This is a genomic window from Nakamurella sp., assembly GCF_044224575.1.
In the GTDB taxonomy this organism is placed as follows: Bacteria; Actinomycetota; Actinomycetes; order Mycobacteriales; family Nakamurellaceae; genus Nakamurella.
The window spans coordinates 136,601-151,646 of the sequence record NZ_JBGAKE010000004.1; the positions used below are offsets into that span (position 1 = coordinate 136,601).

A 15,046-nucleotide genomic window follows, 5' to 3' on the forward strand; every position below is an offset into this window, starting at 1 on the left:
CTGGGTCGGTGGGCCGGATGGGCGGGGCGGGCGGGTCGGGCGGACCGGGCGGACCGGGCGGACCGGGCGGACCGGGCGGAGGGACCTTCGCCCCTTGGCCCGGCTGCGCGGCCGCCCTTGACTGATTCTGCAGGGTCGACCGCAAGCCCGGGCATCCGCGCGGGACTCCACCGGTCGGTCGTGGATTGGAAGGGAACCGGGCCGTGCGTTGGTGGCGTCGCAACGGGGAGGTTGCGCTGTTCGTCGCCTCGACGGCGCTGCTGATGGTCGGCGCCGTCGGGTGGTTGCTGGGGTCCACGACGACAGCCACGCTCGCGTGGATCATGGGTGCGGTCGTGGGGCTGGTCGTCGCGGTGGCGCAGCTGGCGGCCGCGATCCGGCAGGGCCGGTTCAGCGTGGACGTCATCGCCGTGCTCGCGCTGGCCGGCGCGCTGGTGGTGGGTGAACCGTTCGCCGGGGCGATGATCACCGTGATGCTGGCCAGCGGTCAGCTGCTCGAGGCCCGGGCGGATGCGCGAGCCCGGCGCGAGCTGAGCCTGCTGGTCGGTCGGGCCCCGCGTACCGCACGGCGGGCGGTGGCGAGCGGATTCGAGCAGGTGCCGGTGGACGAGGTCGCCGTTGGCGACCACCTGCTCGTCGGGACGGGCGAGATCGTTGCCGTCGACGGCCGGCTCATCACCCCCGGGGTCTTCGACGAATCGGCGCTGACCGGCGAACCACTGCCCGTCGACCGGATCGCCGGCGACGACGTCCGCAGCGGCGTGGTGAATGCCGGGCCGCCGGCCGAGCTGCTCACCACGGCATCGGCCGCGGACTCCACCTATGCCGGGGTGGTGCGGCTGGTCGAGCAGGCGCAGGCATCATCGGCCCCGTTCGTCCGGGTTGCGGACCGGTTCGCCATCGTGTTCGTCCCGCTGACCCTGCTGGTGGCCGGCCTGGCCTGGCTGATCGGCGGCGACCCGGTCCTTGCGGTCGCCGTGCTGGTGGTGGCCACCCCCTGCCCGCTGCTGCTGGCCGCGCCGATCGCCTTCATGTCCGGGCTCTCCCGGGCGGCGGCGCAGGGCGTCATCATCAAGGGTGGCGCCGCCCTGGAGCGGTTGGCCCGAGGCACCGTACTGTTGTTCGACAAGACCGGCACGCTGACCCGCGGCCGGCCTCAGGTGACGGACGTGGTGACGGCCGGTGAGCAGTGGGATCCGGACGAGGTGCTGCGCCTGGCGGCCTGCGTCGACCAGGTCTCGCCCCATGTCCTGGCCTCCGCGATCGTCACTGCCGGCACCCGCCGCGGGCTGACCCTGACGATGCCCACCGACGTGGTCGAGGAACACGGGTACGGCGTGCGCGGCCGGGTCGGCCGGCAGACGGTCCGGCTCGGCAAGGCGGCCTGGGTGATGGGTGGGAGCGCGCCGGCGTGGGCTCGCCAACTGCGCCGGCGGGCCGACCTCGACGGCTCGCTGACGGTCTTCATCGCCGTCGACGACCGGCCGGCCGGGGCGCTGGTGCTCCAGGACGAGCTGCGGCCGGATGCGCCGCGGATGATCCGGCAGTTGCGCCGGGCCGGTATCGGTCGCGTCGTGTTGATCACCGGCGACCGGGCCGACGTGGCCGACGCGGTCGGTCGCATCGTCGGGGTGGATTCGGTCCTCGCCGACCGGGATCCGGCGGGCAAACTCGACATCGTCGAACAGGAGTCGGCCCGCGCGGCCACGATCATGGTCGGCGACGGCATCAACGACGCGCCGGCGCTGGCCGCCGCCGGCGTCGGGGTCGCCCTGGCCGCCCGGGGTTCGTCCGCGTCGTCCGAGGCCGCCGACGTGGTGCTCACCGTCGACCGGATCGGCGTGCTGGGCGAGGCCATCGGCATCGCGCGACGGAGCCGGCGGATCGCGCTCGCGGCGGTGCTCGTCGGGATGGGTCTGTCCCTGATCGCCATGGTGGTCGCCGCCTTCGGGATGCTGCCCCCGGCGGCCGGCGCGATCGCACAAGAGATCATCGACCTGCTCGCCATCGGCATCGCCCTGCTGGCGGTGCTGCCGGGCCGGCCCGCGTCGCCACCGCTGCCCGCCGCGGACATCGCGACGGCGGTCGCGCTGCGCGCCGAGCACGATGCCGCGAAGCCCGTGGTCGAACAGATCCGGGCCGTCGCGGACGCGCTGTCCACCCACCACCCGGACCTGCGCCCGGTACACGTGCTGCTCGACCGACTCGAGGCCGACGTGATCCCGCACGAGCGGGCCGACGAGCGGTTGCTCGTCCCGCTCATGGACCGCGCGCTCGGCATGGACGCCGGCGCCGCCATCAGCCGTACGCACGCCGAGATCGAGCACCAGGTCTCCCGCCTGCGCCGGTTGGTCGACGAGCTTGCGCCCGACGCGCCCGGGCCCGAGGACGGCGTGCAGCCCGAGGACGGCGTGCAGCCCGAGGACGGCGTGCAGCCCGAGGACGTCGTGCAGCCCGAGGACGTCGTCGAGCTCCGTCGGCTGCTCTACGGCCTGTACGCGATCCTTCGTCTGCATAACGTCCAGGAGGAGGAGAGCGTGTTCAGCCTGGTCCCGGCGGGCGCGCCGGCGGGCGGCCCGACCGCACCCCGGCCAGCAGGAATGCCTGCGGCGTCGTCTCCGGACCCAGGCGGGTCCGTACCTGCCGCACCAGCACGGTGAAGCCGGCCGCCCGGAGCAGGTCGGCGATCCCGTCCGGGTCGAGCCGGTACGCCGTCGCCGACACGGCATGCCCGTAGGCGTGCCGGATCTCGACCGGCCCGTCCCCGACCTGGAACGCCAGCTGCAGCCGACCGCCCGGAGCGAGGACCCGGGCGAACTCGGCGAACGCGACCGGCCGGTCCACCGGCGGCAGGTGGATGATCGAATACCAGGCGACCAGGCCGGCGACGCTGCGGTCGGGCACGTCGAGGGCGGTCATGGTGCCGACCCCGAAGTCCAGGTTCGGGTGCCGGCGCCGGGCTTCGGCGACCATCTCCGGCGAGAGGTCGATCCCACGCACCGCCAGGCCGAGTTCGGCCAGCAGGCCCGTCATCCGACCCGGACCGCAGCCGACCTCGACGACCGGCCCCCGCAGGCCGGCGGCGAACCGGGCCAGCACCAGCCGGTCGGTGGGGTCGGACGGCAACCCGCCGGCCAACATGCGGGCGTAGTCGACGGCCACCGTGTCGTAGGCGAGCCGGGTCCGTTCCAGGTGATCGACCAGCATGGGACCGACGCTAGCGGCGGCCTCTGACACACCCCTGAGCTGCGATGTCAGGCCCGGGCGGACAGATCGACCGCCACCGGCGCCGGCGGCCGGCTCCGCGCACCGCCGCGCTCGGCGCCGATGCCGGCCACCACCACGCAGACCAGCCCGATCACCGGCACCGCCCCGGGCACCTGGTGCAACACGACCAGACCGACGACCAGCGCGATCGCCGGTTCCAGGCTCATCAGAGTGCCGAATGCGGCGGTCGACAGCCTGCGCAGGGCCAGCATCTCGAGGGCGAACGGGACGACCGGGACCAGCAGGGCCAGGCCCAGACCGACCAGCACCAGCTCCCAGGTCAGGGCGGGGATCGTGGCCGGACCGGCGACCAGGGTCGCGACGACGCCGGCGACGGGCATGGACACGGCCAGCCCCTTGATGCCCGATACCTCGTCCCCGACGTACTGGGTGAGCAGGATGTAGGCCGCCCAGCAGGCCGCCGCTCCCAGGGCGAACCCGACACCGGCGAGGTCCGCCTCGCCGTGCCAGGGTTCGGTGAGCAGCACGACCCCGACCGCGGCCGGCGCCACCCACAGCCGAGCCACCCCGCGCCCGCGCCCGGCGGCCACCGTCAGCGGTCCGAGGAACTCGATCGCGCTGGCCGTGCCGAGCGGCAGCCGCGCTGCCGCCGCCATGAACAGGATCGTCATCGCCGCAGTGACGATCCCCAGGGCGACGCACGCGAGCAGGCTCGACCGGGTGAACCAGGACCGGCGTGGGCGCACCAGGACCAGGAGCAGGACGCCGGCCCACGCGAGCCGCAGCCATGCGGCGCCCTCCGGGCCGAGCGAGTCGAACAGGCCGACCGAGGCGGCCAGGCCGAGTTGGACGAAGACCATCGCGGACACCGCCATGCCGGCGCCGGCCCGGGTGCTGTGACTGACCACGCGATCGATCAGACCAGCCGGCAACCGTTCGCGTCCACATCAGATCTTTGAAATAACCGTTCATGAATCGTGGACAATTGTCCCGATGGACACCCGACGGCTGCTCTTCCTGATCGAACTCGCCCGGCTCGGCTCGATGCAGCGCGTGGCCGACGAGTGTCAGGTGACCACGTCCACGGTGTCCCAGCAGATCGCCGCACTCGCGCGAGACTTCCGGCTGCCGTTGATCGAACCCGACGGTCGGCGGGTGCGGCTCACCCCCGCGGGCCGGCGGCTGGCGGACCACGCGGCGACGATCCTGGGTGCGATCGACGCCGCGCGCCGCGACCTCGGTCCGGGCGATCCGGCGGGCGAGGTCACCGTGGCCGGGTTCGCGACCGGCATCCGACGCGCGCTGATTCCCGCCATCAGCCGGATCTGCGTGGAGCACCCCCGGATCGTCCTGCGGGTCCGGGAGCACGAACCGCCGGAGGCGCTGGCCGCCCTCGCCGCCGGCGAGGTCGATCTGGCGTTGGTCTACGACTACTCACTGGCACCGATCCGGTTCGCCGCCCCGCTCGAGGTGATCCGGCTGTGGTCTGCCCGCTGGTCCCTCGGGGTGCCGGCCGCGGACCTGGGCGGGAACACCGACGACCGCCCCGCGCCCGAGGTCGTGCGAGAGTTCCGACGGCACCGGTGGATCGTCAACTCGCGCAACACCGCTGACGAGGACGTCGTGCGGATCCTGGCCGCGATGGGTGAGTTCGAGCCCGACATCGCCCACCGCGCCGACAGTCTCGACCTCGTCGAGGATCTCATCACGACCGGCAACGGCGTCGGGCTGTTGCCGGCGGACGGCCCGGTCGCGCCCGGTATCGGCCTGCTGCCGTTGGCGCGGCCCGCCGCCCTGCTGCGGGCCTTCGCCGTGACCCGCCGGGGCCACGCCCAATGGGCCCCGCTGGCCGTCGTCCGGGCCATGTTGGCCGAACACGCGATCGGCGCACCCACCGCCCCCCTCTCGAATTGATCATGGGCTCCCGGCCGCTATGGAGCGCCGCACAACGGCCGGGAGCCCATGATCAACTGCTGGAGGGCGGGGCCGATCGAATCGTTTCGACTACACTCGATCCATGGCCCGCTCCCGGGCGACCCTGGCTCGGGTCGCCGCCCGCGCCGGCGTGTCGGTATCCACCGCGTCCCTGGCCTTCAGTGGCTCCGGCCCGGTCTCGGACGCGACCCGGAGCAAGGTGTTGGCCGCCGCGGAAGAACTCGAGTACGCGGGCCCGGATCCGCGCGGACGATCGCTGCGGCAAGGCCGGTCCGGCATCATCGGCGTGATCATGGAGGAGCGGGTGCTGGCCGCGTTCCGCGACCCGCTGCGCCTCGCGGTGCTCGACGGGATCGCGCAGGAGACGTCCGCCCAGGGTCAGGGCCTGCTGCTGCTGTCCGACGTCGGAGCCAGCGCGGATGCCATCGGGACCGCCACGATGGACGCCGCGATCCTGTTCGCCTTCAGCCATCGCAGCGACCGCACCGTCGAACTGCTCCGCCGCCGGGCCCTTCCGGTGGTCGCCGTCGGTGGGCCCGACCTGGCGCTGCTCACGATCAGCATCGACGACGAGGCGGCCAGCGCGACGGCCGCCCGGCACCTGGCCGATCTCGGACACACCGACGTCGCGATCGTCGCCCTTCCGCTGGTCAACGCCGAGGGCGCCGACGGTCGCGAGAGCAGTCTCCGTCCGTCCACACCCGACCGAACGACGCCAACCGGTCCCCCGTTCGGATTCCGCGGGCCGCTGACCGTCGAGGCGGAGAGCGCCGGTTCGGTGACGGTCACCCTGGATCGGCTCCGGGGCGCCCGGACGGTCTACCCCGGGGCACCCGGCCGGGTCGCGGCCGGCAGTTCTGTCGAGGAGGGCATGGTTGCGGGCCACGCCCTGCTGGCCGACCCGGCCGGCCGGCCCACGGCCGTCATCGCCCAGAGCGACCTGCTCGCGGCCGGCGTCATCCGGGCCGCGTCGGACCTGGGACTGTCAGTGCCGGGCGACCTGTCGGTGATCGGCTTCGACGGGATCGTCCTGGATCGGATCATCCCGCAGGACCTGACCACGATGGTGCAGCCGGCCGCCGACGAGGGCCGCGCCGCCGGGCGGGCCGTGCTGGACCTGCTCGACGGCGGCTCCCCCGGGCCGGTCCGCTTCAGCTGCACCTTCCACCGCGGAGACACGACCTCGGCACCTCGCTGACCGAGCGGCTCAGCCGAGCGCGGCGCGCACCTCGTCGATCGTGCGCGCCGCCACTTCTCGCAGCTTGGCCACCGACGGACCGGCGCCGAGCACCTGACGCGAGGTGCTCGGCAGGAGCGCCCCGTGCGCATCGGCGAAGATCGCCCGCAGGTCCTCCGCGGTCGCGCCCTGCGCACCGAGGCCGGGCGCCAGCATGGGCCCGTTGACCGACGTCAGGTCGACGCCGGTCTTGCCGATGGTGGCGCCGACCACCAGACCGATCGAGCCGATCGGATCGTCGCCGGCGTTCAGCGCGCCGACCTGGTCGACGATCGACTGGGCGACGGTCTTCTCGTCCTGGCCCAGGGCGTGCTGCACCTGGTGACCTTCCGGGTTGGAGGTCAGCGCGAGCACGAACAGGCCGCGCCCCTCCGCCAGCGCCACGTCGACCGTCGGCAGCAGCGAGCCGAACCCCAGGTAGGGCGAGACCGTGAGCGCATCGGCGGCCAGCGGCGCCTCGTGAGTCAGGTAGGCGGCGGCGTAGGCGGCCATGGTCGAGCCGATGTCGCCGCGCTTGCCGTCGAGGATGCTCAGTGCGCCGGCCTCCCGAGTGGCGGCGAGGACCTCCTCGAGCACGGCGATGCCGGCCGCTCCATGCGCCTCGAAGAACGCCGACTGCGGCTTGAGCACCGCCACCGTCGGCCCCAGCGCCTCGACCACGGTCATCGCGAACCGCTCCAGACCACCGGCATCGTCGGGCAGGTCCCAGGCCTGCAACAGTCCGGGGTGCGGGTCGATGCCCACACACAGCGCACCACGGGCCTCGATCGCAGCGACCAGGCGGTGACCGAACGGCTCGGTGATCGTCATAGCTGCGATCCTCTCATCGGACCGGGCCGGCGCGCCCCCGCCCTACCACGAGGCGAGCAGACCGATCGTGTCCGCGATCTGCTCCTTCGTGCCGAACGGCACGGCCAGGAACTCGGTCACCCCGACGTCGGCCAAGCGGCCCAATCCTGCCCGGAGGGCCGCCTCGTCGCCGGCGATGGCGATGTCGGCCGGCCCCGCCGCACCCTCCCGGGCCAGCATCGCCCGGTAGTTGGGCAGTTGGCCGTACATCGCGAACTGCCGGGCCGCCCGCTCCCGGGCCGCCGCCAGATCGGTGGTCAGGCAGATCGGCAGGCTGGCGACCACCCGTGGGGCCGGCCGACCGGCGTCCGCAGCTGCCTTCGAAAGCACGGGAACAGTGTGCCGGGCGAGGGTCTCCGGTCCGGTCATCCAGGTGACGGTGCCGTCGGCCAGCTCGCCGGCGACCCGCAGCATCACCGGGCCGAGGGCGGCGACCAGCACGGACGGCGGGGTCGATCCGGGAATGTTCAGCCGGGCGTTGACCCGCATCGTCTCGCCGGTGAAGTCGACCCGCTCGCCCCGCAGCAGGCCGCCGAGGACGGTGAGGTACTCGCGCATGTGCCGGGCGGGTTTGGTGTAGTCGAGGCCGAACATGTCCTCGATCACCTCGCGGTGACTCGGCCCGACGCCGAGGGTCAGCCGACCGCCGGTCACCGCCTGCACCGTCATCGCCTGCGCGGCGAGCGCGGTGGGATGCCGCGGGTAGGTGGGCACCACGGCCGTGCCGAACTCGATCCCCGGCATCTGGGCGCCGGCCACGGCCATCATGGTCAGCGCGTCGGCACCGAAGATCTGGGCGAGCCAGACGCTCGGCACGCCCTGCGCGGCCAGCGCGCGGATCTGCTCGATCTGGTCGCCCGGGGAGCTGCCCCGGCCGGCGATGTCCCCGATGCCGATGCCGATTCTCATGGATAGCGACGGTAGCCGGGCCCGGCCGCGCGCGCCGGAACGTCCGTGTCGGCAACGGCCCGTGCGGCACCGGGCGCGACTCCCCAGGGCGTCACAGTTGCAGGTGAAGGCGGAGTGCGTCGTCGAGTTGTCCCATGACATTCGCCGGGACGTGCCCGAGTACCGCGCCGAGTCGCTCGACGGCGAGGGACCGGATCTGCTCGGCCTGGGCTTTCGAGTCGTGTCGAAGACCGGTCACCGCGGCGAGGAGGAGCGCCTGGAAGGGAAAGACGTGATCGATGTTGCTGGTGACCGGGACGACGGTGACGACGCCGCGGCCCAGTCGCGCAGCGGTCAGGTTCGCGCGGTCGTTGCTGACGATGACGACCAGGCGTCGCTTGTCTGCTTCGCTTCCGCGGGCCGGGTTCAGGTCGGCGAGGCGAATTTCACCGCGCCGCATCGGCGACCCCGTCGGCGGTGGTCGTGTTCCACGCGGCCTCGGTGCCGGACGCCTCCCATTCGTTCCATGCCGCTTCGTAGTTCCGCTCGAGTTCGGGCAGGCGCAGCATGCGGACGGCATGGTGCAACGCAGCCGATCTCGAGGGCAGACCGGCGGTGCGGGCGTACTCGTCCAGGATGGCGACGTCCTCGTCCGGCAGGCTCACGCTGAGCTTCATACTCGTATGCTACCGGAGTAATACCACAAGACGCGGTCATCTCACCGGTCTACGGCCGACCGGTTCAGCGCGCCGCGATGGCCTTGTTCAGGGACGTCAGCAGCGGTGGCCCGCCGAAAATGAACCCGGTGTACAGCTGCAGCAGCGAGGCTCCGGCGTCGAGCATCCGCAGTCCGTCGGCGGCCGAGGAGATGCCACCCACGCCGATCACCGGCAGGTCGCAGTGGTCGGTGACGAACCGGACCACCTCGACCGAGCGTGCGTGCAGGGGCCGGCCGGACAGTCCCCCGGCCTCGTCCGCCTTCGCGCGTTCGGCCGGTGCGATGCCGGGCCGGGACAGTGTGGTGTTGGTGGCGATCAGGCCGGCGATCCCCCGGTCGACGCACACTTCCAGCAGGTCGCCGATGGCCTGGTCGGTCAGGTCGGGGGCGATCTTCACCAGGACCGGGACGGGCCGCCGCTGCCGGCCGTCCGATTGGGCGGACCAGGCAAGCGATCCCGCCTCCGCGGTCAGCGCGGCCAGCAGCTCGTCCAGCGGCGCCCGGTCCTGCAGGCTGCGCAACCCGGGAGTGTTCGGGCTGGACACGTTGACGGCGATGTAGTCGGCGTAGGAGTACACGGCTCGCAGCGAGGTCAGGTAATCGCCGACCGCGTCGTTGACCGAGGTGACCTTGGACTTGCCCAGGGAGATGCCCAGCGGCACCCCGATCCGGCCGGTCAACGCCAACCGGCCGGCGAGCGCCTCGGCGCCGGCGTTGTTGAATCCCATCCGGTTGACGATCGCTTCCGATGCCGGCAACCGGAACAGTCGCGGCTTGGGGTTGCCCGGCTGCGCGTGCGCCGTCACGGTGCCGACCTCGACGTGCCCGAACCCCAGGGCCGGCCAGGCCTTCAACGCGACGCCGTCCTTGTCCATCCCGGCGGCGAGGCCCACCACGGACGGGAAGTCGACGCCGAAGACGCTGCGCGGGCTGGGGTGTCGCCGCCTGATACCCGCCATGGCGCGCAGGGCCAGGGACGACCGGCTGGCGGTCCGGAGCGCGCTCAGGGTGCGGTGATGCACGGCCTCCGGGTCACCCTTGGCCATCCGGAACAGCACGGGCCGGGCCACCCGGCGGTAGGCGGTGGAGCTGAGCGTCATGACGGCGACCCCCCGATCGGCCGCACGATCAGCCGACCTTCTCGCGGCTCGCGCGGAGCCGTCCGTGCAGCACCTGCAGGGGGGCCACGCCGACGTCGGACCGGTTCAGCGCCTCGATGCCCTGGATCGCCGCCGCGGCCCCGGCCACCGTCGTGATGCACGGGATGTCGGCGGCCACGGCGGCGGTGCGGATCTCGTAACCGTCGATGCGTGGCCCGGACTGCCCGTACGGCGTGTTGATGATCAGGTCGATCTTGCCGGCGCGGATCAGCTCGACGACCGTGCCCTCGCCGGATCCCTTGCCCTCGAAGTACTTCGAGACGACCTCGACGTCCATGCCGTTGCGTTGCAGCATCTCCGCGGTGCCCTCGGTGGCGATGATCTTGAACCCGAGGTCGGCCAACCGCTTCACCGGAAACACCATCGACCGTTTGTCGGCATTGGCCACCGACACGAACACGGTGCCCTTGGTCGGCAGCGAACCGTAGGCGGCGGTCTGCGACTTCGCGAACGCCGGCCCGAAACTGGTGTCCACGCCCATCACCTCGCCGGTGGAACGCATCTCCGGCCCGAGCAGCGAGTCGACCCCGGACCCGTCGGCCCGGCGGAACCGGTGGAACGGCAGGACCGCCTCCTTGACCGCGACCGGCGCGCCGGGCGGGAGCGTGCCGCCGTCGCCGGTGGGCGGCAGCATGCCCTCGTCCCGTAGCTGCGCGATGGTGGCGCCGAGCATGATCCGGGACGCGGCCATGGCCAGCGGCACCGCCGTCGCCTTCGACGAGAACGGCACGGTGCGCGAGGCTCTCGGGTTGGCCTCGAGCACGTACAGCACCTCGTCCTTGAGGGCGTACTGCACGTTGAGCAGCCCGCGCACCCCGACCCCCAGGGCGATGGCCTCGGTGTGCGCGCGGACCTTGGCGATGTCGCTGCGGCCCAGGGTGATCGGCGGCAGCACGCAGGCCGAGTCACCGGAGTGGATGCCGGCCTCCTCGATGTGCTCCATCACGCCGCCCAGGTAGACCTCGGTGCCGTCGCACAGGGCGTCGACGTCGATCTCGATGGCGTCGTCGAGGAACCTGTCCACCATGACCGGCCGGTCGGCCGACACCTCGGTGGCCCGGTCGATGTAGTCGGCCAGCGACGGCTCGTCGTAGACGATCTCCATGCCGCGGCCACCGAGCACGTACGACGGGCGCACCAGCACCGGGTAGCCGATCGTCGAGGCGACCGATTGCGCCTCCGGGAACGAGACGGCCATGCCGTAGGCCGGCGCCGGCAGGCCGGCCTCGCGCAGCAGGGAACCGAACCGGTCCCGGTCCTCGGCGAGGTCGATCGCGTCGGGCGAGGTGCCCAGAATGGTGACGCCGGCGTCCTGCAGTTCCTGCGCCAGCTTGAGCGGGGTCTGCCCACCCAGGGTGGGAATCACCCCGGCCACCGTGCCGGACTGCCGCTCGGCGTGGATGACCTCCAGCACGTCCTCGACGGTCAGCGGCTCGAAATACAACCGGTCGCTGGTGTCGTAGTCGGTGGACACCGTCTCGGGATTGCAGTTGACCATGACGGTCTCGTAGCCGGCCGCCCGCAGCGCGAGCGCCGCGTGCACGCAGGAGTAGTCGAACTCGATGCCCTGGCCGATCCGGTTCGGCCCGGAGCCCAGGATGATCACCTTGGGCTTCTCGGTCTGCGGCGCCACCTCGGATTCCGCCGCGGGGTCGGTCTCGTAGGCCGAGTAGTGGTACGGCGTGGACGCGGCGAACTCGGCCGCGCACGTGTCGACGGTCTTGTAGACCGGCCGGATCCCGTTGGCCCACCGCCATTCCCGCACGGCCTGTTCGCCACCGAACTCGGGCCGCAGCACGGCGAGCTGCCGGTCGGACAGGCCGTACCGCTTGGCCCGCCGGACCAACTCGGGGGTGAGCTCGTCGGCGTCCCGCAGCTGCCCGCCGATGGTGCGGACCAGGTCGATCTGGTCCAGGAACCACGGGTCGATCTTGGTCGCCTCATGCACCTGCTCGACGGTGGCACCCAAGTCCAGAGCGTGCATGACGCCGTAGATCCGGCCGTCCAGCGGGGTCTTCAGGTGTTCGAGCAGCGCGGCCAGGCCGTCGTCGGCCGCGGGGACATCGGTCCAGAAGCCGCCGGCCTTGGTCTCCATCGACCGCATCGCCTTGCCCAGCGACTCGGCGAACGACCGCCCGATGGCCATCGCCTCGCCCACCGACTTCATGGTGGTGGTCAGCGTCGGATCGGCCCCGGGGAACTTCTCGAACGCGAACCGCGGGATCTTGGTGACCACGTAGTCCAGCGTCGGCTCGAACGCGGCCGGGGTGGCCTTGGTGATGTCGTTGGCGATCTCGTCCAGCGTGTACCCGATGGCCAGCTTGGCCGCGATCTTGGCGATCGGGAAGCCGGTGGCCTTGGACGCCAGCGCCGACGAGCGGGACACCCGGGGATTCATCTCGATGACGATGATCCGGCCGTTGCTCGGGTGGACCGCGAACTGGATGTTGCAGCCCCCGGTGGCCACGCCGACCTCGCGCAGGATGGCCAGGCCGAGGTCCCGCATCCGCTGGTACTCGCGGTCGGTCAGCGTCATCGACGGGGCGACGGTGATCGAGTCGCCGGTGTGCACGCCCATCGGGTCGAGGTTCTCGATGGAGCAGACGACGACGGCGTTGTCGTTGCCGTCCCGCATCAGCTCCAGCTCGAATTCCTTCCAGCCGAGCACGCTCTCCTCGATCAGCACCGAGGCGTGCACGTTCTGGTTGCCGTCGCCGGGGCCGAAGTAGGCCATGCCGGAACCCAGCCCGCCCATGGTGAAGGACGGCCGGACGACCACGGGCAGGCCGAGATCGGCGACCGCGGCGCGGACCTCGTCCATCGTGTGACAGACCGCGGAGCGGGGCACGTCACCGCCCACCGAACGAACGACATCCTTGAAGATCTGCCGGTCCTCGCCCCGGTTGATGGCCGGGATGTCGGCCCCGATCAGCTCGACGCCGTACTTGTCCAGCACGCCCCGCTCGTCCAGGGCGATCGCCGTGTTCAGCGCGGTCTGCCCGCCGAGGGTGGCCAGCACGGCGTCGATCTTGTGCCCGCGCGCGGCCTGGTCGGCCAGCAGCTTCTCCACGAACTCGGCGTTGATCGGCTCGACGTAGGTGGCGTCGGCGAACTCCGGGTCGGTCATGATCGTGGCCGGGTTCGAGTTGATCAGCGAGACGCGGATGCCCTCGTCGCGCAGCACCCGGCAGGCCTGGGTGCCGGAGTAGTCGAACTCGCAGGCCTGCCCGATGACGATCGGCCCGGAGCCGATCACCAGGACGTGGTTGATGTCGGTGCGACGAGGCATCAGGCGGTGACCTTCTCATTCGGCGCGTCGGCGTTGTGACGGGGAACGGCCCGTCCCGTATCTTCGACCATCAGGTCGACGAACCGGTCGAACAGGTATCCGGCGTCGTGCGGGCCGGCCGCCGCCTCCGGGTGGAACTGGACCGAGAAGGCCAGCCGGTCCAGGCATTCCAGCCCTTCGACGACGCCGTCGTTGAGGCAGCTGAAGGCCACCTGGGCTCGGCCGAACTCGGTGTCGACCACCTCGCCGATGGGCGCGTCCACCGCGAATCCGTGGTTGTGCGCGCTGACCAGCACCCGGCCGGTGGCATGGTCGCGCACCGGCTGGTTGATCCCGCGGTGCCCGAACTTGAGCTTGTAGGTGCCGAAGCCCAACGCCCGGCCCAGCACCTGGTTGCCGAAGCAGATGCCGAACAACGGGATCCGGGCCGCCAGCACGTCCCTGGTCAGTTGCACCACGGAGTCGGCGGTGGCCGGGTCGCCCGGCCCGTTGGACAGGAACACCCCGTCGACGCCGAGCGCCTTGATCTGCTCGATGGTCGTCGTCGCGGGCCGCACGTGCGTCCGGATCCCGCGCGCGGCCAGCATTCTCGGCGTGTTGGCCTTGATGCCCAGGTCGATCGCGGCCACCGAGAAGTACTCCGGCCCATCGGCCGGCACGACGTAGCCGTCGGCCGTGGTGACCTCACCGGTCAGGTCGGCGCCGGCCATCGACGGTTGCGCGCGCACCTGGGCGACCAGATTGCCGATCACGGTGCCGGCCGGTTCACCGCCGCTTCGGATCACGTCGGCGAAGGCGTCGCCGCTGAAGATCCCGCAGCGCATCGCACCTGCGGTGCGGAGCCGCCGGGTCAGCGCCCGGGTGTCGACGCCGGCAATTCCGACGATCCCCTGCCGGGCCATCTCCTCCGGCAGCGACGACGTGGCCCGCCAGTTCGACGGGCGGGGTGATAGGTCGCGCACCACGAACCCGGCGACCCAGATCGCGCCGGACTCGTCGTCGCTCGCGCCGTAACGCTCCTCGGAGCCGGTGCCGGCGACCCAACCGGTGTTCCCGATCTGCGGCGCGGTGGCCACCACAACCTGGCGGCGGTACGACGGGTCGGTCAGCGTCTCCTGGTAGCCGGTCATCCCGGTGGCGAACACCGCCTCACCGAAGGCGGTTCCGGTCGCACCGAAACCCTCGCCGTGATAAGCGGTTCCGTCCTCGAGCACCAGCACGGCCGGCGTCATGCGCTTGCCTCCTTGTTCTTGCCGAGCAGACCCGCGGCGGCGGCGATGAATTCGGCCTGCTCGTCCCGGTCGTCGGCCCGGATCCCGCTGTCCAGCTCGGTCTCACCCAGTCGCCAGCGGATGATGAGGATGCCGTCGGCCTGTCCCATCACCTTGCCGGCGATGCCCGGCGCGGTGGTCACCTCGACCAGGGCCGTGATCGGCACGAAGATCGGGTCGGCACCCTCGCGGTCGATCAGCACGCCGTCCTCGGTGAGCCGCACGATGGCCGTCGCCCGCATCCCCAGACCTTGGGCGACGATGCGGTCCTGCCAGTTTCCGGCGGTCGTGCTGGAGACGTATAACCCCTTGAGCGCGGGGGTGACGACGTCCCCCGGCGCGTTCGGCACCGCCGGCAGCGGGGCCAGCCCGCCCTGCCGGTTGGCCCGGTGCCGCCAACCGACCCACAGCCCCCAGGCCGCCAGCGCGCAGATCAGCACCAGGCCGAGCACCCAGAGCGTGCGTTCCACG

Annotated in this window: 13 protein-coding genes; 3 read left to right on the forward strand and 10 right to left on the reverse strand. The window is 72.0% G+C overall.

Features of this window, described 5'->3' with window-relative positions:
- The first annotated feature begins 203 nt into the window (after positions 1-203).
- Entirely contained in the window at positions 204-2,660 is a 2,457-nt protein-coding gene (locus ACILSK_RS06270; RefSeq protein WP_395726280.1) for a heavy metal translocating P-type ATPase, read from the forward strand.
- Here ACILSK_RS06270 and ACILSK_RS06275 read toward each other — a convergent pair.
- Positions 2,542-3,207, reverse strand: coding sequence for a class I SAM-dependent DNA methyltransferase (locus tag ACILSK_RS06275; RefSeq protein WP_395726281.1), 666 nt, complete (start codon positions 3,205-3,207; stop codon positions 2,542-2,544). The genes ACILSK_RS06270 and ACILSK_RS06275 overlap by 119 nt on opposite strands.
- Before the next feature lie 47 nt (positions 3,208-3,254).
- Positions 3,255-4,088, reverse strand: coding sequence for an EamA family transporter (locus tag ACILSK_RS06280; protein ID WP_395726449.1), 834 nt, complete (start codon positions 4,086-4,088; stop codon positions 3,255-3,257).
- A 133-nt stretch (positions 4,089-4,221) separates the two neighbouring features.
- On the opposite strand from ACILSK_RS06280, the gene ACILSK_RS06285 reads away from it, so the two are divergent.
- Together ACILSK_RS06285 and ACILSK_RS06290 are read left to right on the forward strand one after the other, a co-directional pair.
- Positions 4,222-5,142, forward strand: coding sequence for a LysR family transcriptional regulator (locus tag ACILSK_RS06285; RefSeq protein WP_395726282.1), 921 nt, complete (start codon positions 4,222-4,224; stop codon positions 5,140-5,142).
- Positions 5,143-5,245: 103 nt separating this feature from the next.
- Complete coding sequence (locus ACILSK_RS06290; RefSeq protein ID WP_395726283.1) at positions 5,246-6,361, forward strand: LacI family DNA-binding transcriptional regulator; 1,116 nt, start codon at positions 5,246-5,248, stop codon at positions 6,359-6,361.
- A 9-nt stretch (positions 6,362-6,370) separates the two neighbouring features.
- On the opposite strand, the gene pyrF is transcribed toward ACILSK_RS06290, so the two are convergent.
- From pyrF to ACILSK_RS06330, 8 genes are all read right to left on the reverse strand, one after another.
- Complete coding sequence (pyrF, locus tag ACILSK_RS06295) at positions 6,371-7,210, reverse strand: orotidine-5'-phosphate decarboxylase (protein ID WP_395726284.1); 840 nt, start codon at positions 7,208-7,210, stop codon at positions 6,371-6,373.
- Positions 7,211-7,252: 42 nt separating this feature from the next.
- Positions 7,253-8,158, reverse strand: a complete 906-nt coding sequence (locus ACILSK_RS06300) for an LLM class F420-dependent oxidoreductase (protein ID WP_395726285.1) — start codon at positions 8,156-8,158, stop codon at positions 7,253-7,255.
- 91 nt (positions 8,159-8,249) lie between these two features.
- Positions 8,250-8,597: a type II toxin-antitoxin system PemK/MazF family toxin gene (locus tag ACILSK_RS06305; protein ID WP_395726286.1), complete on the reverse strand. Its 348-nt coding sequence runs from the start codon at positions 8,595-8,597 to the stop codon at positions 8,250-8,252.
- Positions 8,584-8,814: a ribbon-helix-helix domain-containing protein gene (locus tag ACILSK_RS06310; RefSeq protein ID WP_395726287.1), complete on the reverse strand. Its 231-nt coding sequence runs from the start codon at positions 8,812-8,814 to the stop codon at positions 8,584-8,586. The genes ACILSK_RS06305 and ACILSK_RS06310 overlap by 14 nt, the downstream gene beginning before the upstream one ends.
- A gap of 64 nt (positions 8,815-8,878) precedes the next feature.
- Complete coding sequence (locus ACILSK_RS06315; protein WP_395726288.1) at positions 8,879-9,955, reverse strand: quinone-dependent dihydroorotate dehydrogenase; 1,077 nt, start codon at positions 9,953-9,955, stop codon at positions 8,879-8,881.
- A gap of 28 nt (positions 9,956-9,983) precedes the next feature.
- Positions 9,984-13,304, reverse strand: a complete 3,321-nt coding sequence (carB, locus tag ACILSK_RS06320) for a carbamoyl-phosphate synthase large subunit (protein ID WP_395726289.1) — start codon at positions 13,302-13,304, stop codon at positions 9,984-9,986.
- Positions 13,304-14,536 (reverse strand): glutamine-hydrolyzing carbamoyl-phosphate synthase small subunit, encoded by a 1,233-nt coding sequence (carA, locus tag ACILSK_RS06325; protein WP_395726290.1) that lies wholly within the window; start codon positions 14,534-14,536, stop codon positions 13,304-13,306. Before carA ends, carB begins: the two co-directional genes overlap by 1 nt.
- Positions 14,533-15,045, reverse strand: a complete 513-nt coding sequence (locus ACILSK_RS06330) for a transporter (protein WP_395726291.1) — start codon at positions 15,043-15,045, stop codon at positions 14,533-14,535. The genes carA and ACILSK_RS06330 overlap by 4 nt, the downstream gene beginning before the upstream one ends.
- Position 15,046: the final 1 nt, after the last annotated feature.